The organism is Streptomyces sp. NPDC054847, assembly GCF_053610925.1.
Window position 1 is genome coordinate 20,603 of record NZ_JBSGZJ010000009.1, and the last position, 22,473, is coordinate 43,075.

15 protein-coding genes are annotated in these 22,473 nt (G+C 70.8%); all 15 read right to left on the bottom strand.

Annotated elements, in window-relative coordinates; translation table 11 throughout:
- Positions 1-41 precede the first annotated feature (41 nt).
- The 15 genes from ACWGH4_RS02495 to ACWGH4_RS02565 all read right to left on the bottom strand — a co-directional run bounded on the left by ACWGH4_RS02495 (position 42) and on the right by ACWGH4_RS02565 (position 22,427).
- Entirely contained in the window at positions 42-770 is a 729-nt protein-coding gene (locus tag ACWGH4_RS02495) for a Crp/Fnr family transcriptional regulator (RefSeq protein ID WP_453454642.1), read from the bottom strand.
- A 358-nt stretch (positions 771-1,128) separates the two neighbouring features.
- Positions 1,129-3,690, bottom strand: a complete 2,562-nt coding sequence (locus ACWGH4_RS02500; protein ID WP_453454644.1) for a polynucleotide kinase-phosphatase — start codon at positions 3,688-3,690, stop codon at positions 1,129-1,131.
- Positions 3,687-5,147, bottom strand: a complete 1,461-nt coding sequence (locus tag ACWGH4_RS02505) for a 3' terminal RNA ribose 2'-O-methyltransferase Hen1 (protein ID WP_453454646.1) — start codon at positions 5,145-5,147, stop codon at positions 3,687-3,689. The genes ACWGH4_RS02500 and ACWGH4_RS02505 overlap by 4 nt, the downstream gene beginning before the upstream one ends.
- A gap of 98 nt (positions 5,148-5,245) precedes the next feature.
- On the bottom strand, positions 5,246-6,148 hold the full coding sequence (gene mmuM / locus ACWGH4_RS02510; RefSeq protein WP_453454648.1) for a homocysteine S-methyltransferase: 903 nt from the start codon (positions 6,146-6,148) through the stop codon (positions 5,246-5,248).
- Positions 6,149-6,164: 16 nt separating this feature from the next.
- Complete coding sequence (locus tag ACWGH4_RS02515; protein WP_453454649.1) at positions 6,165-7,088, bottom strand: LLM class F420-dependent oxidoreductase; 924 nt, start codon at positions 7,086-7,088, stop codon at positions 6,165-6,167.
- Positions 7,089-7,144: 56 nt separating this feature from the next.
- Entirely contained in the window at positions 7,145-7,630 is a 486-nt protein-coding gene (locus tag ACWGH4_RS02520; protein ID WP_453454651.1) for a DUF6099 family protein, read from the bottom strand.
- A gap of 189 nt (positions 7,631-7,819) precedes the next feature.
- Positions 7,820-8,152 (bottom strand): nucleotide pyrophosphohydrolase, encoded by a 333-nt coding sequence (locus ACWGH4_RS02525; protein WP_189471773.1) that lies wholly within the window; start codon positions 8,150-8,152, stop codon positions 7,820-7,822.
- Positions 8,149-9,357 carry an AAA family ATPase gene (locus ACWGH4_RS02530; protein WP_453454653.1) on the bottom strand — a complete coding sequence of 403 codons (1,209 nt, stop codon included), beginning with the start codon at positions 9,355-9,357 and terminating at the stop codon, positions 8,149-8,151. Before ACWGH4_RS02530 ends, ACWGH4_RS02525 begins: the two co-directional genes overlap by 4 nt.
- Positions 9,358-9,413: 56 nt before the next feature.
- Positions 9,414-9,812: a cell division protein SepF gene (locus ACWGH4_RS02535; protein WP_441264827.1), complete on the bottom strand. Its 399-nt coding sequence runs from the start codon at positions 9,810-9,812 to the stop codon at positions 9,414-9,416.
- A 186-nt stretch (positions 9,813-9,998) separates the two neighbouring features.
- Positions 9,999-15,386 (bottom strand): pullulanase-type alpha-1,6-glucosidase, encoded by a 5,388-nt coding sequence (gene pulA, locus ACWGH4_RS02540; RefSeq protein ID WP_453454655.1) that lies wholly within the window; start codon positions 15,384-15,386, stop codon positions 9,999-10,001.
- An 88-nt stretch (positions 15,387-15,474) separates the two neighbouring features.
- Positions 15,475-17,175, bottom strand: a complete 1,701-nt coding sequence (locus tag ACWGH4_RS02545; protein WP_453454657.1) for a carbohydrate-binding module family 20 domain-containing protein — start codon at positions 17,173-17,175, stop codon at positions 15,475-15,477.
- A gap of 635 nt (positions 17,176-17,810) precedes the next feature.
- Positions 17,811-18,869 (bottom strand): LacI family DNA-binding transcriptional regulator, encoded by a 1,059-nt coding sequence (locus ACWGH4_RS02550; protein ID WP_453454659.1) that lies wholly within the window; start codon positions 18,867-18,869, stop codon positions 17,811-17,813.
- Positions 18,857-20,506, bottom strand: a complete 1,650-nt coding sequence (locus ACWGH4_RS02555) for an alpha-amylase family glycosyl hydrolase (RefSeq protein WP_441264823.1) — start codon at positions 20,504-20,506, stop codon at positions 18,857-18,859. Before ACWGH4_RS02555 ends, ACWGH4_RS02550 begins: the two co-directional genes overlap by 13 nt.
- Positions 20,507-20,589: 83 nt before the next feature.
- Positions 20,590-21,441 (bottom strand): sugar ABC transporter permease, encoded by an 852-nt coding sequence (locus ACWGH4_RS02560; RefSeq protein ID WP_234020357.1) that lies wholly within the window; start codon positions 21,439-21,441, stop codon positions 20,590-20,592.
- Complete coding sequence (locus ACWGH4_RS02565; RefSeq protein WP_453454662.1) at positions 21,438-22,427, bottom strand: carbohydrate ABC transporter permease; 990 nt, start codon at positions 22,425-22,427, stop codon at positions 21,438-21,440. The genes ACWGH4_RS02560 and ACWGH4_RS02565 overlap by 4 nt, the downstream gene beginning before the upstream one ends.
- Between the last annotated feature and the right edge of the window lie 46 nt (positions 22,428-22,473).

Consider the following 22,473-nt stretch of genomic DNA (forward strand, 5'->3'; position numbering starts at 1 on the left):
GAACAAGACTCGGTGCGTCGTGCGACGGGCGATGTAGCCGTTTACACAAGTGGCGGGCTTTTCTTCCCCGGTCCGCGCTGCGGCGGTTGCTCGCGGCCCTGCGCGAGGAGCCGCAGCAGGTCCATGTCGGTGACGATCAGCCGCCGGTGCGCGGTGCGGACGACCCCTTGTTCCCGCAGCAGCCGCAGCACTTTGGCGACGGCTTCCCTGGTGGCTCCTATGGCCGCCGCCAGGTCGTGCTGCGGCAGGGGCAGGTCGATGACGGTGCCTTCGCCGTCGGTGCGGCCGACCCGTCCGCCGAGTTCGACCAGGCGGGCGGCGAGCCGCTGGAGCACGGAACCGGACGCCAGTGAGCGCCGCTCCACGTCCGAGCTGCGCAGGCGGGCCGTGAGCTGGCGCATGATCAGCGCCGTCGCCTGCGGCCTGGCGGCGAGGAAGCTGCGGAAACGCTCGCCGGAGACGGCCACGGTGCGCACCTCGCCGAGCGCGGTGACCGTGGCGCTGCGCGGGCCGCGGTCCACGGCCGCGAGGTCGCCCACGACCTCGCCGGCCCCGCGCAGGGCGAGGATGAGACGGCCGCCGCGGTCGGTGCCCACGGAGACCACGGCCCAGCCGGAGAGCACCAGGAGCACGAAGGTGCTGGTGTCGCGCTCCTCGATCATGACGTCACCGGACGCGTAGACGCGGGGCGCTCCGAGTGCGGTGAGCGTGGCGCGGTCCTGTGGAGTGAGGGCGTCGAGAAACGAACGGCCCCCTCCGAACAGACTCATCGACTCGCCCCCCGCAGCGGATGTGCTGGCCCTTCGGGGGACCACGTCCTTCGCCGGCGTTCCTTCCCGCGCAGTGGTCTCGCACGGCACTCCGTGCCACAGAGTTGACCAACCGTCACACTGCGTCGGGGCAATGACGCTATGGGCCGGTCATTGGTCGGTCAATATGATCTCGCTGGAGCTCTGGGGCACGAGGGGGCGCATTCATCAACGCGCAGGCGCATGATCCTCAGCCGTACCTCTTGAACGAGCCCCCCGACGTACGAACGGCCTCGGGGCGCCCGCCGGGCGTCCGAGGCCGTCACACGGCCGTCGCGGCCGCATCGTCCGTGCGCCGCCCGCCCTCAGGAACGGCGGCTCACAGCCGCGGGTCCACCGGTTCCGACTCCAGGGCCAGCACGGCGAACACCGCTTCGTGGACCCGCCACAGCGGCTCCCCGTCGCCCAGCCGGTCCAGCGCCTCGAGGCCCAGGGCGTACTCGCGCAGCGCGAGGGAGCGCTTGTGGTTCAGGAACCGCTCCCTCAACCGCTCCAGGTTCCGCGGCCGGGTGTACTCGGGGCCGTAGATGATCCGCAGGTACTCACGGCCTCGGACCTTGATGCCCGGCTGCACGAGACGGCCCTTGCCGTCCCGCGCGAGAGCCTGGAGCGGCTTGACGACCATGCCCTCGCCGCCCCGCCCGGTCATCTCCAGCCACCAGTCGACACCGGAGCGCACCGACGCCTCGTCGCCCGTGTCGACGATCAGCCTCCTGGTGACCTGGAGCAGGCCGGTGGCGTCGTGCTCCACCAGCTTGTCCAGCCAGGCCAGTTGCTCGTCGTGCGGGACCGCGGCGAGCGAGCGGCCCTCGGCCGCGAGGATCTGGAAGGGTGCGAGGCGCACTCCCTCCAGCCCGTCGGTGGTCCAGCAGTAGCGCCGGTACGCCTCGGTGAACGCGGCCGCGTCGGCGGTGCGCTCGCGCTGCCGGTCCAGCAGGCCCTCCACGGCGGCGCCGCGTGCGGCGGCGGCCTCCAGGGCGGCCGTCGCTGTCGGCAGCACGGCCCCTGAGGCCGCGCCGACCGCGGCGTACTGCGAGCGCAGCAGCCCGGACGCCTTGAGCGACCAGGGCATCAGCTCCGCGTCCAGCAACAGCCAGCTCGTGTCGAGTTCGTCCCACAGCCCGGCGTCGGTGACGGCCGTGCGCAGGCGTCCCAGGATCTCCTCCGTGACCGCCGGGTCGTCGAAGAACGGGCGCCCGGTGCGGGTGTGCAGCGCTCCGGTGGGGCCTTCGACACCGAAGCGTGCACGCGCCGCGTCCGCGTCACGGCAGACGAGCGCGACCGCCCGCGAACCCATGTGCTTCTCCTCGCACACGACCCTGGCGATGCCGTCGGACCGGTACTGGGCGAACGCCTCCGCCGGGTGCTCCAGGTAGCCGTCCTCCCTGGAAGTGGCCGTCGGGGCCATCGTGGGCGGCAGATATGTGAGCAGCCGCGGGTCGACGGCGAAGCGGCTCATCACCTCGAGCGCCGCCGCCGCGTTCTCCTCGCGCACGCCGATGCGCGCCATGTGCCGGGTCTCGACCACCCGCCTGCCCTGCACGTCGGCGAGGTCCAGCGGCCGGCCCTCACGGCCGCCCGGGGCCTCCGTGACGAGCGGTCTGACCGGCTCGTACCAGACCTTCTCGGCCGGTACGTCCACCAGTTCGCGCTCGGGCCAGCGCAGTGCGGTCATCCGGCCGCCGAAGACGGCGCCGGTGTCGAGGCAGATCGTGTTGTTGATCCATGAGGTGTTCGGCACCGGTGTGTGGCCGTAGACCACGGCGGCACGGCCCCGGTAGTCCTCCGCCCACGGGTAGCGGACGGGCAGTCCGAACTCGTCGGTCTCCCCCGTCGTGTCCCCGTACAGCGCGTGCGAACGCACCCGCCCCGACGTGCGGCCGTGGTACTTCTCGGGCAGGCCCGCGTGGCAGACGACGAGCTTGCCCTCGTCGAGCACGTAGTGGCTGACGAGGCCGTCGATGAACTCCTTCACCTGCTCGCGGAAGGCGTCGTCCTCCTTCTCGAGCTGCTCGATGGTCTCCGCGAGGCCGTGGGTGTGCTGGACGTTGCGGCCCCGCAGCCAGCGGCCGAGCTTGTTCTCGTGGTTGCCGGGCACGCACAGGGCGTTGCCGGCGGCGACCATCGCCATCACGCGCCGCAGTACGCCTGGGCTGTCGGGGCCGCGGTCGACGAGGTCTCCCACGAAGACGGCGGTACGGCCCTCGGGGTGGGCGCCGTCCACATAGCCGAGCTTGCCGAGCAGGGTCTCCAGCTCGGAGCTGCACCCGTGGATGTCGCCGATGATGTCGAACGGGCCGGTGAGGTGGCGGAGGTCGTTGTAGCGGCGCTCGAGGACGATCTCGGCGCTCTCCACCTCCTCCACGCTGCGCAGGATGTGCACCTTGCGGAAGCCCTCGCGCTCCAGGCCCCGCAGCGAACGGCGCAGCTCGCGGCGGTGGCGGGCGATGACATGGCGGGGCATGCCCGCCCGGTCGGGCCGGCCGGCGTTGCGCTCCGCGCACACGTCCTCGGGCATGTCGAGCACGATCGCGATCGGCAGGACGTCGTACTGCCTGGCCAGGCCCACCAGCTGCCGGCGGCTCTCCGCCTGGACGCTCGTCGCGTCGACGACGGTGAGCCGTCCGGCCGCGAGCCGCTTGCCCACGATGTAGTGCAGGAGATCGAACGCGTCGCCGCTGGCGCTCTGGTCGTTCTCGTCGTCGGCGACCAGTCCCCGGCAGAAGTCGGAGGAGATGACCTCGGTCGGCTTGAAGTGCCTGCGCGCGAAGGTCGACTTGCCGGAACCGGTGGCCCCGACGAGGACGACGAGCGACAGGTCGGTCACCGGGAGCCGGCGGCCGGGTGCGGTCGTGCTTTCGGAGAGTGTCGTGCTGGTCATGCGGCCTTCGCCTCCTTCTCGGTGATCTCGAACACGGCCATCTGCGTGGGCGGGCCCACTTCGGGGTCGTCGGGCCCGACGGGCACGAGCCGTACGCCGTAGCCGTGGCGCTCCGCCACGCCCTCGGCCCAGGTGCGGAACTCCTGGCGGGTCCACTCGAAGCGGTGGTCGCCGTGGCGCACATGTCCGGCGGGCAGGCTCTCCCAGCGGACGTTGTACTCGACGTTCGGGGTCGTCACCAGCACCGTCCGGGGCCGGGCCGAGCCGAACACCGCGTACTCCAGAGCCGGCAGCCGCGGCAGGTCGAGGTGCTCGATGACCTCGCTCAGCACGGCGGCGTCGTATCCCGTCAGCCGCTTGTCGGTGTACGTGAGCGATCCCTGCATCAGCTTGACGCGGGACGCCTGCCGCTCGCCCATGCGGTCCAGCTTGAGACGCCGGCCCGCGACGGTCAGCGCACGCACCGACACGTCGACGCCGACGATCTCCGTGAACCGCGTGTCCTTCAGCAGGGCCTGCACCAACTGGCCCTGGCCGCAGCCGAGGTCGAGCACCCTGCTCGCGCCGGCCGTGTGCAGTGCCTCCAGGACGGCGGCCCTGCGCTGCTCGGCGAGCGGTACGGGGCGCTCCTCCGTGTCGGTGGTCTCGTCGACCGCGTTGTCGACGTCCTCGACGTCGAGGTCGTCGGCCTCGGCCAGCCGCACCAGTTCGAGGCGCTCCATGGCGCGGCGGGTCAGTCCCCAGCGGCGTGACAGGTAGCGGCTGGTGATGAGCTTCTGTTCGGGGTGGTCGGCGAGCCAGCCCTCACCGGCGCGCAGCAGCTTGTCGACCTCGTCGGGCGCGACCCAGTAGTGCTTGGCGTCGTCGAGGACGGGCAGCAGCACGTAGAGCTGGCGCAGCGCGTCGGCGAGCCGCAGCTCCCCTTCGAGCACCAGCTGTACGTAGCGGGAGTCGCCCCACTCGGGGAACTGCGTGTCGAGCGCGACCGGTTCGGCCTCCACCGTGCTCCAGCCGAGCGGCCCGAAGAGCGCCCGCACCAGCTCGGCGCCGCCGCGGGCGGGCAGCGCGGGCACCTCGACACGCAGCGGCATCGGGGCCTCCGCCCGCCCGGGCAGTGCGGCGCACACGCCGCGCAGGGCGCTCTTGAACACGGTGGTCAGGGCGACGGCCAGCAGTGACGACGCCGCGTAGGGGCGGTCGTTGACGTACTGGGCGAGCGCCGAGTCGGGGGCGCCGCCGCGGCCCTTGCCCTTGCCGCGCCGCACCAGGGCCACCGGATCCACCTCCAGGAGCAGTGCGGCCGTGCACCGCTCGGCGGACGCCTCGGGGTAGAAGACGTGCGCCGTGCCGTGCGAGGTGGAGAACGCCTGCGCCTTGTCGGGATGCTTGTGCAGCAGATATCCGAGGTCGGTCGCGGGGCGTTCAACGGTGCCGGTGGTACTGATCGTCAGGAACACGCGTTTGAGTATCGTCCTCATCGGCCGCCCCGACCAGGGGTTTTCGTCAGGGGACGGCCCGTGTCCGGGGCGCCACCGGGCGTGCCCGGCGCGGAGCTTCAAGGGCGCAGCAGCCGCGCGAGCTCCGCGATCTCGCGAGGGCCGACCCGGCAGCAGCCGCCGGCCATGCGTGCCCCGGCGTCACGCCATGCGCGCACCATGCCCGGGTCGTACCCGAAGCCGCCCTGCCAGGACCGGGAGACGGCGTCCCACCGTTCGCCGCTGTTGGGGTACACGACGGCCGGCTTGCCGGTGACCTCCGAGGCGAGTGCGACCGCTTCCGTGGTCTCGCGCGGGTCGCAGCAGTTGACGCCCACGGCGATGACCTGGTCACGGCCGGCGGCGAGCGCGAACGCCTCCGTGAGCGGCTGCCCGGCGCGGGTGCGGCCGCCCGCGCCGGTGTACGACAGCCACACCGGCACGCCGCACCCTTCGGCGGCGTCGAGCAGCGCCCGCGCCTCGTCCGTGTCGGGCACGGTCTCCAGGGCGAGCACGTCCGGACCGGCGGCGGCGAGCGCCTCGATCCGCGGCCGGTGGAAACGCTCCAGCTCGCGCACGCCGAGCCCGTACCGGCCGCGGTACTCGCTGCCGTCCGCGAGCATGGCGCCGTACGGTCCGACGGATGCGGCGACCCACACCTCATGGCCGGCGGCGTCCGCCGCGGACCTGGCCAGGCCGACGCTGCGGCCCAGCAGTCCGGCCGCCTGCTCCCGGCCGAGTCCCCGCCGGGCGAAGCCCTCGAACGTGGCCTGGTAGCTCGAGGTGATCAGCACCTGGGCCCCCGCCCGTACGTACGCCGTGTGCGCGGCCTCGACCTGCTCCGGGTCGTCGGCGAGCAGCCGGGCCGACCAGAGGCTGCCGGTCAGGTCGCAGCCCTGTGCCTGGAGCTGGTTGGACAGGCCGCCGTCCAGGACGACGGGGCCTTCCTCGATGGCGGCGGCGAGCGTACGGGCGGGTTTCACGGTGCTCCCCCTCCGGTCAGCTCAGCTGCGAGCTGACCTGCGACGAGATCAGTTCCAGGTGGTCGAGGTCGTCAAGGACGAGGACCTGGAGGTAGAGGCGGGACGAGCCGGTGGCGGCGTAACGCCCGATCTTGTCGACGACCTCCGCGGGCGAGCCCGCCAGTCCGTTCGCCTTCAGCTCGTCCACCTCACGGCCGATCGATGCCGCGCGACGGGCCACCTCCGCGTCGTCCTTGCCGACGCAGACCACCAGCGCGTTGGAATAGACGAGGTCGCCGGGGGCGCGGCCGGCCTTCTCCGCGGCGGCGCGCACCCGGGCGAACTGCCGCTCGGTGTCCTCGATCGACGCGAAGGGCAGGTTGAACTCGTCCGCGTACTGGGCGGCGAGGCGGGGGGTGCGGGTCGCTCCGTGGCCGCCGATCAGCACGGGGATCTTCTGCTGGGCGGGCTTGGGCAGCGCGGGCGAGTCGGACAGCTGGTAGTGCGTGCCCTCGTAGGAGAAGGTCTTGCCCACCTCCGTGGCCCACAGTCCGGTGACGATCGCCAGCTGCTCCTCGAGCCGGGCGAACTTCTCCTTCGGGAAGGGGATGCCGTACGCCTTGTGCTCTTCCTCGAACCAGCCGGCGCCCAGGCCCAGTTCGACCCGGCCGCCCGACATCTGGTCGACCTGGGCGACCTGGATCGCCAGCACACCGGGGAGCCGGAAGGTGCCGGCCGTCATCAGGGTGCCGAGGCGGATGCGCTTGGTCTCACGGGCCAGTCCGGCCAGGGTGATCCAGGCGTCGGTCGGCCCGGGCAGCCCGTCGGAGGAGCCCATGCTCAGGTAGTGGTCGGAGCGGAAGAAGGCGTCGAAGCCGAGGTCCTCGGTGGCTTTGGCGACGGCCAGCAGGGTGTCGTAGCTCGCCCCTTGCTGGGGCTCGGTGAAGATTCGAAGATCCATGGTTCCATCCTGCACCCTGGACTCCCGGCCCGGCGGCCGAAGGCTCCCTGTGAGCGTCAGGGCCCGGCGCGGCCGCGGACGGTTTCTGGCGGCCGGTCCGGTTCCCGTTCGGCGAGCCGGCGCAGCATGCCGCGTACCCGGTCGCTGGACTCGTCGGCGGCGTCTATCGTCTCGATGCACTGCCAGTAGAGCCCCTCGTCGTCCGTGGCGCAGGCGACGCCGACGAGTGCGATGCCGACGTCTCCGAGCAGCACGTTCAGAGCGAGTAACGTGGCCTCCGGGTCGGCCACTTCGGTCAGTCCCGTGGCCCGGACGGTGCCGCTGCGTACCATCGGATGGTCGAGCACGCCGCATCCGCGACCGCCGATCTCGCTCAGGCCTCTGGCCTCGCCCCGCAGTTCCGGCGGGCCGACGAGCGCCAGACGGGCGCCGATCGCCTGCGCGAGAGCCTGGGCCTGCCATGCCTCAGCGACGATCTCCGGCACCGCGCGGCTCTGGGCCAGCGCATGACGGCACATTCTGACGAGCCGTTCCGCATCCATGTACGCACCCCCGTTCGTACGAAATTCTGCTCACTGAGTTCATTACCCAGAGTGAAGCCCATTGAGCCGGAAAGCCAGGGGAATTCGGAAATCTGTGGACAGCAAGGCCGTTGTGGATAAGTCAACAACTCCGGAGAGTGACGAAGTAGCGTTGCGTGCCCGGTGGTACCGGCTGTTCCTCCCCGGTTCTCACTTCGGCGGGAAACGGATCTCGTTGCGGTCGATCTTCTCCGACAGCGCCTGAAGGGCGTCGATCCCGAGCACCTCGCAGAACTGCAGCAGGTACGCCAGCACGTCCGCGACCTCGTCGCGCACCCGGTGCGCCCCCTCCGGCTCCTCCATCACCCGCGCCGACTCCTCCGGCGTCAACCACTGGAAGATCTCGACCAGTTCGGCCGCCTCGACGCTCAGCGCCACGGCCAGGTTCTTCGGCGTGTGGTAGGGCTCCCAGCCGCGCGCCGCCGCGAACCCGGCCAGTCTGCGCTGCAGCCCTTCGACATCCAGCCCGTCGTCTCTCGTCACGGCACCAGGTCTACCACCGTCACGCCGTCGATCCCCCGCGCGCACGACGCGTCCGTGACGGTCCCCACCAGCCTGATGTGCCCCCGCGCGCACATCTCCGCCCCCAGCGCCACCAGTTGGCGGATCTGTTCGGGGTCGAGGCTGCGGTCGAAGCCGTCGGCGAGCACCGTGAGCGACTGGTAGGCCACGGGCACCTCCGCCACCTGGTCCATGGCGAGCACGCCCGGCCCGGTGAGCAGCACCAGGGCGAGCCCCAGATACCTGAGCTCCCCTTCGCCGAGCCGTCCCACGGGTGTCGAACCCAGCCCACCGCCCCGCGCGAGCAGGGCACGCACCCGCCCGCCCGCCAGTTCCTCGACCGCGACGTCGGCCACCGCTCCCGCGCACCCCATCCGTGCCGCCGTCGCAAGCCTCGCGTGCCGCTTGGCGCATTCGCTGCGTGTGCGGTGCAGGACCTCGGCCAGGTTGTCGCAGCCGCGGCGCAGCCGCCCGGCCCCCGCCGGCACGGGCCGGCGCATCCGCTCCGGCCGGGGGTCGCAGGCGAAAACCGACCGCAGTGCCACCACGACCTGTTCGGCCGCGGCGAGCACCTGTAACTGCGCCTCGGTGCTCCCCGCGACGCGCAACGGCAGCAGCGCGGTGCCGAGCCTGTCGTCGGGCAGCGGACCACGGGTGACGGTCGCGGAGCCCGCGGTGTGCCACGCCGCCTCCACGACGGACCGTGCGGGGTCACGCAGTGCCGTGGTCAGCAGGGTCCGGCCGCCGCCGGTGAGCCGTTCGCCCGCCACCCGCAGGCTCGGCTCGGTCTGCACGGCCAGGTCGAGCAGGACCGGCCCGGCCGGGCCGTCGACCGTGCAGCCGATACGGAATCCGCGCCGCCCCTGTCTGTCGGCGACCGCCCGCTCCGGGACGCATTCGGCCGGCTCGGGGAAGGCCGTGGCCAGGTCGCGGCCGGCGCCCAGGAGCGCCAGCGCCTCGCACGCCTGGAGCGCGCTGGACTTGCCGCTGCCGCTCGGCCCCGCGAAGAGTGTCATGGGGCCGAGCGGGAAGACGGCGGCACGGTGCGATCGGAAGGCGGAGAGCCGTAACTGCGTGACGGCGGGCCGGGCGTTGGTCCCGCGGCCGGGCGACGTCTGGGGACCGACGACCGGCGTTCGGCTCCCGATCGGCGTTCTCACGTCCATGACCTGCGTTTTCGTGTCCATGATCGGGACGGTACGCAGCCCTGGACACGCCGAACCGTTCCGCCTGAGGGACCTTCCTACGAATGAGGGACGGCCGCGGCCGCGGCCCCCTCGACCTCGGTGCCGACGGGTGCGAGCAGGAAGACGTTCCGGTCGACCCGGTGCATCTGGCACCCGAGTCCGAACACCACACCGCTGCTGAAGTCGAGGATCCGCTTGGCGACGTCGGTGTCGGCGCCGGTGAGGTCCAGCAGCACCGGCATCCCGGCGACCAGGTACTCGGCGACCTCGCGCGCGTCACCGAAGACCTGTACGCGCAGCACGATGAAACGACGGTGCTCGGCGGCCTCGTACTCCCGTGGGACCGTGACGTGGTCGACCCGCGACGGCCACTCGTTGCGGCCGCGCAGCGGGACGACCTGGGCCAGACCTTCCCACTGCTCGTCGGTGACGTCGTACCTCTCGTACCTACTCATGGGTCCATCCTCACCCCCCTCACCCGTTCGGCCCAACAGCGACACGGATGGAGGAACAGGAACCCGCCCGGCGCCGTGCCCGCCGCGGGCACGGCGCCGGAGCCCCGGTCGTGAGGGCGCCCCGGAACACAGCGATCCCCTGGCCCGGAGTCCGGACCAGGGGATCAGTGGATCAGGGGCAGATGCTCAGCCGCGTTCGAAGACGGCGACCGTGCGTGCCGGGACCGTGAAGGTGCCCGAACCCTTCTCGTACGCGGCCGACTTGACGGTCGGGTCCGCGCCCGCGCGCTGGACCGGGTGGAGGGCGTAGTCCTCGCCGGCCAGTGCCGCGACCCGCTGGGTCTGCTGCCGCGGACCGGCGTTGAACACCACGACCAGGTCGTCGAGCCGCATGGTGATCACGCCGGGGGTCTCGTCCTTGCCGGACAGCGGGAAGGACAGCGCCGACTGGACCTGCCCGGCGGTGGACAGGCCGAAGGCCGGTTCACCGGTGCGGATCTTCAGCAGGTCCCGGTAGGCCGCGGAGGCGCCGTCGATCTCGGCGCAGCCCACGGTCAGCGACGGGTTGCTGAGCAGCGGCTTCGCGAAGCCCCACTTGGGCTTGTTGTCGGCCGCCGGAGGCAGTCCGCGGCCGAAGCCGTTGCCGTCGCGGCAGTCCCAGTGGATGGCGTTGAACCAGTCTCCGCTGTCGTACGAGTTGCGGTCCAGCGACTTGGACCGCAGCAGGTCCGAGCCCGCCTGGGACAGCGACGGACCCTGCGACAGTGCCGACGTCGCCATCGCGAGCACCTGCATCCGGGCCCGGTCGGCCGGCGACGTGCCGGCCGGCAGCTTGAAGGCCAGGGCGTCGTACAGCGACTCGTTGTCGTGGGCGTCCGAGTAGGCGAGCGCGTCACCGGGCACGGCGGCGTAACCGGCCGGGGCGCCGTTGTAGTCGACCTCGGAGCCCTTGACGGTCCGGCCGCTGGTGTCGGTGAAGGAGTAGGACGCGAGGTTGCCGGACAGCCCGACCTTGATCAGGTCCTGGTAGTGCAGCAGCCGCGCCTTCTGCTCGGCCTCGGTGCCGTTGGCCTTCGAGGTGTTCGGGTCGGTGTAGAGACCCGAGGCGAAGCCCTGCACGCCCGGGTCCTCGTCGAACGGTCCGCCGCCGCGGACGGCGTCGCGCGCCCGGTCGGAGAAGGTGGCGATGCCGGTGCCGGCCATGTTCTTCTGGGTGGCCTGGACGAACCGCGCGTCGTCGGCGATCTCGCCGAAGTTCCAGCCCTCCCCGTAGAGGATGATCTTCTTGCCGTCCACACCGTCCCGCTCGAGCGTCAGCTCGTCGAGCGCGGCGCGCACCGCCAGGATGTTCTCCTTCGGGTGGTGTCCCATCAGGTCGAAGCGGAAGCCGTCCACCTTGTAGTCACGCGCCCAGGTCACGACGGAGTCGACGACGAGCTTGCCCATCATCGCGTTCTCCGGCGCGGTGTTGGCGCAGCACGTGGAGGTGGCGACGCTGCCGTCGGCCAGCAGCCGCTGGTAGTAGCCGGGCACGACCTTGTCCAGTACGGACTTGTCCGACTGTCCCGCGGCCACGGTGTGGTTGTAGACCACGTCCATGACGGTGCGCAGGCCGTCCTCGTTCAGCGCCTTGACCATCTGCCGGAACTCGACCGTGCGCTTCGTGCCGTCCGGGTCGGTGGAGTACGAACCCTCGGGAACGGTGTAGTGCAGCGGGTCGTAGCCCCAGTTGAACGCGTCCTTCGCGGCCGCCGCGGCGACGCAGGCCTGCTGCTCCTCCGAGTCGGGTGCGTAGACCTTCAGTTCGCACTCGGGCTGCTGCTGGTCCGACTTCTTCTCGGGGATGGTGCCGATGTCGAAGGCGGGCAGCAGATGCACGTACGAGGTGCCGGCGCCGGCGAGTTCGCGCAGGTGCCGCGAGCCCTTGCTGTCCTTGTCGGTGAAGGCGAGGTAGGTGCCCTTGTTCTCTGCGGTGGCGTCCGCGATGGAGAAGTCGCGGACGTGCAGCTCCTGGATCTGGGCGTCCTTCAGGGGCACCGCCGCGGGCTTCTTCAGCGTCGACCAGCCCTTGGGCGCGAGAGACCTGTCGGCCAGGTCGACGACGACGCTCTTCTCCGAGTCCGCCGTCAGCGCCAGCGAGTACGGGTCGGTGACCTTGTTGGTGACGACCTTCTGGACGGAGGGCGCCCAGACCTTCACGTTGTACCGGTAGGTGTCCCCCTTCCAGCTCCTGCTGCCCTTGACCGACCAGACGCCGCTCGCCTCGTCGCGCCGCATCGCGACGGTCCTCCCCTCGAGTTCGAGGGAGACGTGCTGGGCGGTGGGCGCCCAGAGCCGCAGTGTCGGCACGCCCTTGCGGTCGAAGGTGGTGCCGAGGTCGGCCTTGGTGGCCCCGGCCGCGTACACGTCGTCGAGAACTCCGGCGATCTGCACCCCGGTGGCCGTGACCACGGCTCCGTTGGCGGCGTACTGGGCCGCCACGAGCTGGCTCTTCAGCGCTTCCCGGATGCGGTCGCGGTCACGCGGGTCGACCGTGTGGGCGGTGTACTTCGACAGGTGCGGGAACTTGCCCTTCTGCGCGTCGGTGAGCTCCGTCCTCGCGAGGCGCAGCACGCGGCGGTCACCGGTGAGCGCGCCGTCCTTGATCGCGATCGAGCCGTCGCGCGAGTAGAGCAGGGCGCTGGAGGCGGCGGCTTCGCTGCCGTTCCAGACGACCGTGTTCTCGTCGATCCAGACCGCCTGCGCCTTGGTCAGGTCCAGTGCCGCTCCGCCGCCCTTGGGCTGCGGAAGCAGGTACTTCTCCTGGCCGGCGAGCAGCCACACCTCGTGGCCGTGGGCCTTGAGGTCGAGCGACTGGTCGGACGGCAGGTCCTTCTCGTCGCCCTTGTGGAGGATGTAGCTGAGCGACGTGGCGCCGGGGGCCAGCGGCACCTCGTAGACCGCGCCGTACGCGTCGGTCCGCACCGGCTCCAGCGGCTTCGACCAGTCGGTCGGGTTCGAGGCGCCGGTCCAGGTGTGCAGGCCCCAGCCGGCGTGGTCGCCGTCGGCCCGCTTGTAGTGCAGGATCGCCTTGCCGGTGTCCTGGGGCGGGTAGGCGCCCTCGGGGGCCGTGTTCCGCACCTCCGGCTTGCCCTGCTCGATCCAGACCTCGCCGGTCCTGGACAGATCGATGCTGCGGTCGGCGTCGGTGTCCTTCACGCCGTCCTTGTTCACGGCGATGAAGCCGACGGAGGAGGCGCCGGGCTTGAGCTTGACGTAGGCGAAGGCGCCGTAGGCGTCACGGCCGGTGAACGGCTTGCCCGCGGGCCAGGTGGTGCCTTCGCCCTCGGCGATGTCGCCCCAGGTGTACAGGCCCCAGTCGTCGTAGTTCCCGTCGGCGCGCTTGTAGTGGACGATCGCGTAGTCGCGCTGGGTGGCGCTCGGCGGCTGCTCGACGGCCGGGGCGCCGCTGGTGGTGGCGGCCGTGGCACTCGCGGTACGGCCGGAGCTGTCGACGACGACGGCCTTGTAGCGCAGGGCCGTTCCGGCCGGGGCCGTGATGTGCTGGGTGACCTTGTAGGGGGCGTGGTCGGCGGAGCCGAGGACCTGCCACCTGCCGTTGCCGGTCTGGGCCGCGAAGACGACACGGTTCAGCTGCCCGCCGTCGACGTCCGCGGAGATCTCGACGGTGCCGGTGGCGCCGGCCTCCGGTGCCTCGAGCGTGATCGACGGCACGGCGGCGGGCGCGGCGAGCGGCCCGGCCGCCCTGAGGACGACGGAGGCGAGCGCGGGGACGGTCACCTCGATCTTCTTGTCGGCTCCGCTGCGGACGGTGCCGTCGGCGCCGTGGATCGCGGTGAAGTCCATGGCGGCCGAACCTGTCGGCACCTGGACGGTCTTCGGCTCCGTGGCGTTGTTGACCGCGACGACGTACTCGGTCGCCGCCCGGGCGTCGGTGCGGGAGAAGGCGTACACCGAGCCCTGCGCGTACCGCTGCTGCTGGATGCCGTCACGCAGCGCGGGGTGCGCCTTGGTGAGCTTCGCGAGTGCGGCGATCTGCCGGTAGAGCGGGTGCGACGTGTCGTACGCGTCCTCGGCGTGGGTGCGGCCGGTGCCGATCTGGTCGTCGTCCAGGAAGTCGGCGGTCTTCGAGGCGAACAGCGTCTGACGGGCGTCCTTGTCGCCGCCGGCCCCGGTGTATCCCTGCTCGTCGCCGTAGTAGACGACGGGGTTGCCGCGGCTGAGGAACATCAGCTCGTTGGCGAGCCGGTAGCGCTTCAGCAGCTCGGCGTCGTCGGCGTCCTTGTTGTCCTGCGCCAGGAAGGTGCCGAAGCGGCCCATGTCGTGGTTGCCGAGGAAGGGCACGGATTCGTAGGCGTTGGCCTTGTCCGTGGTGTAGCGGTAGTCCTGCGAGAAGAGGTTCGCCAGCTTCTCGGCGGATCCGCCCTGCGAGGCGAAGGTGCGTGCCGCGTCCTGGAACGGGAAGTCGAGCGTGGCGTCGAGACGGCCCTGGGTGACGTACTTCGAGGTGATGGCCGGGTCAGCGGAGTAGACCTCGCCGAACATGAAGAAGTCGTCACGGCCGCGCTTCGCCGCGTACTCGTCCAGCGAGGTCGCCCACTGTGTCCAGAACTCGGTGTTGACGTGCTTGACCGTGTCGATGCGGAAGCCGTCGATGTCGAAGTCGCGGACCCAGCGCTGATAGATCTTCTCCATGCCCTCGACGACCTCGGGACGCTCGGTCCACAGGTCGTCCAGGCCGACGAAGTCGCCGTGCTCGGAGGACTCGCCGGCGAAGGTCGAGTCACCGCGGTTGTGGTACATCTCCGGGTCGTTGAGCCAGGAGGGGACCTTGAGGTTCTTCTTGGCGCCCGGCACGACGGGGGTGCGCGGGAAGGAGTCCTCGTCGGTGCGGGGGAAGCGCCTGGTGCCGTCGGCGTAGTCGCTGTCGTCGAACGGCACGCCGTCCTCGGTCAGATAGGGGAAGGCGCCCTTGGAGAGGTAGCCGTACGACTTCTCCTTGTAGTCCACGACGTCGGCGGTGTGGTTGGTGATGACGTCGAAGAAGACCTTCATGCCCTTGGCGTGGGCCTTGTCGATCAGCCTCTCCAGGTCGGCGTTGGTGCCGAAGTGCGGATCGACCTGGGTGAAGTCGGTGATCCAGTAGCCGTGGTAGCCGGCGCCCGCATCCTTCCCCTCGCCCTGCACGGGCTGGTTCTTGAAGATGGGCGCCATCCAGATGGCGGTGGTGCCGAGACCCTTGATGTAGTCCAGCTTCTCGGTGAGCCCCTTGAGGTCACCACCCTGGTAGAAGCCTTTGTCGGTGGGGTCGTAGCCGGTGGTGAGGCGCGAACCGGTCAGTCCGCCGCGGTCGTTGTTCCTGTCGCCGTTCGCGAAGCGGTCGGGCAGGACGAAGTAGAACTGCTCGCGGGTGAGGTCGTGGCGGGCCGGCTCCGCGGCGAGCGATCTGTCCGACGGCGGCTTCGGCGGTTCGGGCGCCGCGGCCGCCGGAAGGGCGGTCACGAGCGCCGCGACCGTCGCCGTCGCCGCGGCGGCGGCCACGATGTGGCGCAGCGGGACACGGGGGCGTATCAAGGCGGGTCTCTCCTGGATGAGGGTGGGTTGTGGTGCGAGTGCGGTGCCCCGCGCCCGGGGAGGGACGCGGGGCAGCACGGGGGTGGCGTCAGTTGCGCCAGGTGTCGTTCAGCGTGACCTTGCCGGAGGACGGGACGGTGGCGGTGCGGTTGGCGCCGCTCTCCCAGGTGACGTTGCCTGCTCCGTCCTTGCGGATGTACTTGTACTCGAAGGGCGTGCCCGCGGCGAGGTTCACGTCCGCCTTCCACACGGGGTAGGCGGCCGGGTCGAGCTTGACCGCGCCGGCGGGGTTCCAGTTGCCGAGCGCCGGCTGGTTGCCGGTGACATAGATGTTCTGGCCGACGACCGTGGTGGCGTTGACGGCGAAGGACGCGCCCGCGCTCACCGGTCCGGGATCGGTCGAGCCGCCGCCGCAGTCCCGCGCGCCGGCGTGCAGTGCGACGGCGGTGCCGGCGCCGAGCGTGGCGGTGAACTGCCCGGAGCCGTTGACGGCGACGCTCCTGCCGCTCTGCACGTCGCAGTAGGTGCCGGCCGGCAGGGAGGTCTGGAAGGTGCGGGTGAGCGCGGCGCCCTCCTGGTTGATGGCCACGTACGCCTTGTCGCCCCGCCCGAAGGCGATCTGGTCGGCGCCGTTGTCCCACCAGTTGGTGACGCCCTGGCCGCGGGCGGTGTTGCGGAAGCCGACCATCGAGGAGATCTCGCGCCAGGCGTGCTGGCACTTCCACCCGTCGCTGTAACAGCTGCTCACCGCTCCGCCGTTCGGCGGGCCGGCGTCGTGGTTGGTGAACTCGTAGCCGGAGTGGACGTCGGGCGAGCCGTACGGCCAGGCGAGCATGAAGACGTGGGCCAGTGTGTAGTTGGCCCCGTCCTTGTAGGTGAGGGTGTCGCCGCCGCGCTCCGTGTCGTGGTTGGCGACGAAGACGGCGGACGTCCCGGACTCCATGAAGCCCCAGCCCTCGCCGAAGTTCTTCAGGTGGGCGAGGCTCCCGCCGGTGAAGACCTGCTTGAGGCCGCGTCCGTAGCGGAACTCCTGGACGTCGCCGCTGCCGAGGTACTCGCTCGGGGAGACGGCCTCGCCCGCGCCGTGGATGGCCTCGTGCTTCCAGTAGACGCCCGGGTTCGCGAGCTTGGCCTTGATGGCGGCCAGGTCGTCGGCGGGCATGTGCTTGGAGGCGTCGATGCGGAAGCCGTCGACGCCGAGCGACAGCAGGTCGTTCAGATATCCGGCGATCCGGCCCCGGACGTACTCCTCGCCGGTGTCCAGGTCCGCGAGCCCGACGAGCTCGCAGTTCTGCACGTTCCCGCGGTCCTGGTAGTTGTTGATCTGCGAGGTGCAGTTGTCCATGTCGGGCGAGGAGTACAGACCGGGGTAGTTGTACTTCGTGTACGCGGATCCGCCGGTACCGGTGCCGGAACCGGCGGACATGTGGTTGATGACGGAGTCGGCGATGACCTTGACGCCCGCCGCGTGGCAGGTGTCCACCATGCTCTTGAAGGCGGCGCGGTCACCGAGACGACCCGCGATCCGGTAGCTGACGGGCTGATAAGAGGTCCACCACTGGCTGCCCTGGATGTGCTCCTGGGGCGGCGAGACCTGTACGAATCCGTAGCCGGCGGGGCCGAGGGAGTCGGTACAGGCACGGGCGACCGCGTCGAACTTCCACTCGAACATCACCGCGGTGACGTCCTTGTCGCCGGGTGGGGCGGCCTGGGCGGTGCTGGGGGCCGTGACGGCGACGGCGGCTCCTGCCACAACGGCGAGTGCCGCGGCCACGGTTCTGCTGGCCATGATTCCTCCTGGGCTCACAGGAAGGTGCGGATGCGAGGGGTCAGCCTCGTGCGGCAACGCGCCGTGCCCGCAAGGCCTTGGGGATTTCTTGCTGCAAGAAGTCTGAAACTCGTTGCGGACGAGACCGTATGGCCCGTCCGGCCGCCGGTCAACCCTTCGGGCAGACTCCGGTGACATGCTTGAAAACCCACTGTTTCCTGGCCGCAAACTCTTTCGCAAGCCATTGCAACGGTGTTACGTTCAACCATGACTCCGGTCCGGTCGGCCGGGGGTTCCGGTCAGTGCCGGGGCCCTACGCGCCCGGCCGGCCGGGCCGGTCACCGGCTCAGGGGCCGGAACGCCTCAACAGGCCCCGGAGTCACGGGTACCGGCCCCCCACCCCCACTCACCGGCCGATGCCCCACAAGCTGGAGGCCCGGGGCCGCAGACAGACCCCGCCGCAGCCCCGACCAGGGGCAGGCCCCGGGCTTCCGACCCGCCTTACGGCGCCGCCGCGTTCACCTGACCGCGACGGCGCCCCGGCCGATCGGCTCCGTCTCAGCGCCGCCACGCACCGTCAGTTCCCGCCGAAGCGCCCCGGCACCGCCCCTACCGCCGACGCGCTCCCGGCCGATCGGCGTCTGCCCGGCGCCGTCTCAGCGCCGCGGCGCGCCCGTCGAGCCGCGCACCACGAGTTCCGGCTGGAAGACGAACTCCGTGCGCTGCACCGGGTTTCCGTCGATCTCCTCGACCAACGCGTCGACCGCCGCCGTCGCCATGGCCTGCACCGGCTGACGCACCGTCGTGAGCGGCGGGTCCGTGAAGGCGATGAGCGGCGAGTCGTCGAAGCCGACGACCGAGACGTCCCCGGGCACCTCGAGCCCCCGCGCCCGCACCGCCCTGATGGCGCCGAGCGCCATCAGGTCGCTGCCGCAGACGATGCCGGTGCACCCCTGGTCGAGCAGCAGGCCGGCGGCCGCCTGGCCGCCCTCGACGGAGAAAAGCGTGCGCTGGATGAACCCCTGCGCCTCGTCCGCGCCCAGCCCCAGCATCGCCTGGAGGGCCTCGGTGAAGCCCTCGGCCTTGCGCAGCGAGGGCACGTAGCGGGTGGGGCCGATGGCCAGACCGATGCGCTCATGGCCGAGTTCGACGAGGTGCCGCACGGCCATCCGCGCCGCGGACCGGTCGTCCGGCGAGACGAACGGCGCCTCCACGGCTTCGTTGTAACCGTTGATCAGGACGAACGGGATGCCACGGCCCGCCAGTTTCAGGTAACGGGAGGGGTCGGCCGTCGTGTCGGCGTGCAGCCCGGAGAGGAACACGATGCCCGTGACGCCGCGTTCCTCGAGCTGCTCGACCAGCTCGTCCTCCGTCGAACCGCCGGGCATCTGCGTGCACAGCACGGGCGTGTAGCCGTGGCCCGCCAGCACCTGTTCGATGACCTGCGCGAACGCGGGGAAGATCGGGTTCGTCAGCTCGGGGATGATCAGGCCGACGAGCCCGGCGCTGCGTTGCCGCAGGCGCACGGGCCGCTCGTAACCGAGCACGTCGAGGGCGGCCAGCACCTTGTGCCGGGTGGCGGCGGCGACGCCGGCCTTGCCGTTCAGCACCCGGCTGACCGTGGCTTCGCTGACCTCCGCCTGGAGGGCGAGGTCGGCGAGCCTCGGGGCGCCGTTTCCGTCGCCCCGAGGCAGCGGGATCGTCACACCGCCCACCAGACTGTGGTGTCGGCGGGCAGCTCCGCCATGTCGTCCACGATCATCACCGTCTCGTTGGCGAGCAGGGTGCGGCCGGGCAGCGGGACGCGGACCGTCGCACCGGTGGTGTTGGCGGTGCAGACGAAGCCGTCGCGGCGGAAGGCGAGCACGCCCTCGGGCGACTCCAGCCACTCCACGGCCGTCCCGGCGCCGAGGCCCGGGTGCTCACGGCGCACCGCGAGCGCGCTGCGGTAGAGCTCCAGCGTGGAGCCGGGGTCGCCGGTCTGCGCCTCGACGCTCAGCCCGCCCCAGGAGGCGGGCTGCGGCAGCCAGCTGCCGCCGCTGCCGAAGCCGTACGAGGAGCCTTCCACGGTCCACGGGATCGGCACCCGGCAGCCGTCGCGGTATCCGTCCTGGCCGGCCGCGCGGAAGAACGACGGGTCCTGGCGCACCTCGTCCGGGAGGTCGGTGACGTCGGGCAGGCCGAGTTCCTCGCCCTGGTAGATGTAGGCGGAGCCGGGCAGGGCCAGCATCAGCAGCGTCGCGGCGCGGGCCCGGCGCAGGCCGAGCTCGCGGTCCCCGGCCGTGCGGAGCTGGGTGCCGAGGCCCGCCGGGTTGGCGAAGCGGGTGGCGTGCCGGGTGACGTCGTGGTTGGAGAGCACCCAGGTGGCGGGGGCGTCGACCGGGCGCATCGCGGCGAGCGAGCTGTCGATGACGGCGCGCAGCTCGGCGGCGTCCCAGGGGGTGCCGAGGTACTGGAAGTTGAACGCCTGGTGGAGCTCGTCGGGGCGCACGTAGTTCGCGGTGCGCTCCACGGTCGGCGTCCATGCCTCCGCGACGGCGATCCGGTCGTCCGGGTACTCGTCGAGGATGGTGCGCCAGCTGCGGTAGATCTCGTGCACACCGTCCTGGTCGAAGAACGGCATGACATCGTTTCCGAGCAGCTTGACCTGGTCGGTGCCGCCGAGGTCCGGCAGGCCCTCGGCCTTGACCAGGCCGTGCGCGACGTCGACGCGGAAGCCGTCCACGCCCATGTCCAGCCAGAAGCGCAGGATCGAGCGGAACTCGTCGGCGACGGCCGGGTTGTCCCAGTTGAAGTCGGGCTGCTCCGGGGCGAAGAGGTGCAGGTACCACTCGCCGTCCTCGGTACGCGTCCAGGCCGGGCCGCCGAAGATGGACTCCCAGTCGTTGGGCGGGAGTTCACCGTTCTCCCCCTTGCCGGGGCGGAAGTGGTAGCGGGCCCGCAGCGGGGACCCGGGTCCCTCGCGCAGCGCGCGCTTGAACCACTCGTGCTGGTCGGAGGAGTGGTTGGGGACGAGGTCCACGATGATGCGCAGACCCAGTTCGTGGGCGTCACGGATCAGCGCGTCGGCGTCGAGGAGCGTGCCGAACATCGGGTCGATGGCACGGTAGTCGGCGACGTCGTAACCGGCGTCGGCCTGCGGGGACGCGTAGAAGGGGCTGAGCCAGACGGCGTCGACACCGAGGTCCTTCAGGTACGGCAGTCTGCTGCGCACGCCTTCGAGATCGCCCATGCCGTCGCCGTTCCCGTCGGCGAAGCTGCGCGGATAGACCTGGTAGATCACCGCGTCGCGCCACCAGCCCGTGTGCGTGCCGGACGTGGGGGCGGCGGGGGCAGCAAGGTGCTGGGTCATGTCATCCCTGGAGGTGATGGGGTGGGGTGCGACGCCGGCCCGGGGATCAGGCGCGGACCGGCGTCGCCGCTTCATACGAGTGGTCAGCCCTTGACGGCACCGGCGGACATACCGGTCACCAGATGCCGCTGGGCGAAGAGGAACACGAGCGCGGCCGGGATGGCGATGAGCACGGAGGCCGCCGCCATCGGGCCCCACTGGGCGCCGTACTGGTTGACGAACTTCTGCAGACCGCCCGCGAGCGTCAGGTTCTCGTCGCCGACCATGAAGGCGGAGGCGTACGCCACCTCGCCCCAGGCGGTGATGAACGAGTAGAACGCGGTGACCGCGATGCCGGGCTTGGCCAGCGGCAGGATCAGCCGCCAGAACGTGCCGAACGGGGTGAGCCCGTCGACCTGGCCCGACTCGTCGATCTCCATCGGGATCGTGTCGAAGAAGCCCTTCATCATCCAGGCGCAGAACGGGACGGCGATGGTCAGGTACGTGACGACCAGGCCCACCGGCTGGTTGAGCAGCCCCATCGTGGCCATGATGTTGTAGATCGGCACGATCAGGACCGCGACGGGGAACATCTGGGTGATGAGCAGGGTCCACATCAGTCCGCGCTTGCCGGGGAACCGGAAGCGGCTGACCGCGTAGCCCGTGGTCGCGGAGACGAAGACGCCGAGGACGGTGGTGAGGCCCGCGATGAGCAGCGAGTTGCCGAACCAGGTGAGGAATTCGGTGTTCTCGAGCAGGTCGGTGTAGTTCGCGAGGGTCGTTTCCTTCACGAAGTCCGTGGTGATCGCGTACTTCGCCGGCTTGAGGGAGGTGAGGAAGACCCACAGCACCGGGAAGACGGCGATCACTGAGGCCACGATCAGTGTGGCGTGCAGACCGACGGAGGCCAGCGGCGAACGGCGGCCGCGTCGGGACGTGTTCACGGCGGTGGTCACCAGACTTCTCCCTGCTTGCGGAGGACTCGCCGGTAGACCGCGGCGAAGAGCATCAACAGGACGAGGATCAGCACGCCCCACGTGGACGACTGGGCGAAGTCCCGCGGGCTGATCTCGAAGGCGAACTTGTACGCCTGGGTGACCAGGATCTGCGTCGCCTCGCCGGGCCCGCCCCGGGTGAGCAGGAAGATCACCGGGAACATGTTGAACGTCCAGATGGTGCTCAGCAGGATCACGGTGGTGCTCACGGAACGCAGTCCGGGCAGCGTGATGTTGCGGAACCGCTGCCAGGCGCTCGCGCCGTCCATCTCGGCGGCCTCGTAGAGCTCGCCCGGGATGGACTGGAGGCCGCCGAGGAGGGCGACCATCATGAACGGCACACCCAGCCAGACGTTCACGGCGATCACCGAGAACTTGGCCCAGGTCGGGTCGTTCAGCCACGGCACGGCGTCGATGCCGCCGCCCGCGAGGATCTTGTTGAGGAGTCCGTTGTCCTGGTTGTAGAGGAAGCGCCAGGCGAAGACGGAGACGAAGCCGGGCACCGCCCAGGGCAGGATCAGCAGCATCCGGTAGAAGGAGCGGCCGGCGATCCTGCGGTTGAGCATGTTGGCGAGGCCGAGGCCGAGGACGAAGGTGACCGAGACGCACGCCACCGTCCACAGCAGCGTCCAGCCGAGCGTGCCGAGGAACTGGTCTCCGGTCAGGGCCTCCGTGTAGTTCTCCAGGCCCACGAACTCGTAGGTGGCGGGGATCTCGTTGACGCCGATGCTCCGGGCGACGTTCCGCTCGTTCGCGTCCGTCAGCGACAGGTAGATGCCGCGGAACAGCGGGTAGCCGATGATCACGGCGATCACGACGGTCACCGGGGCGACCATCGCCCAGGCGTACCAGTGTGTGGAGAGGGAACGCTTGAGCTTCCGCTCGGGCTTGCCAGTACCGCGGCTCCCGGCCCGGGGGCAAAAGCCCCCCGCCCTACCCCCCCTCATGGGTGGGGGGTGCACAGCCCAAACGCGGCCCAACGAACAGGTAAAT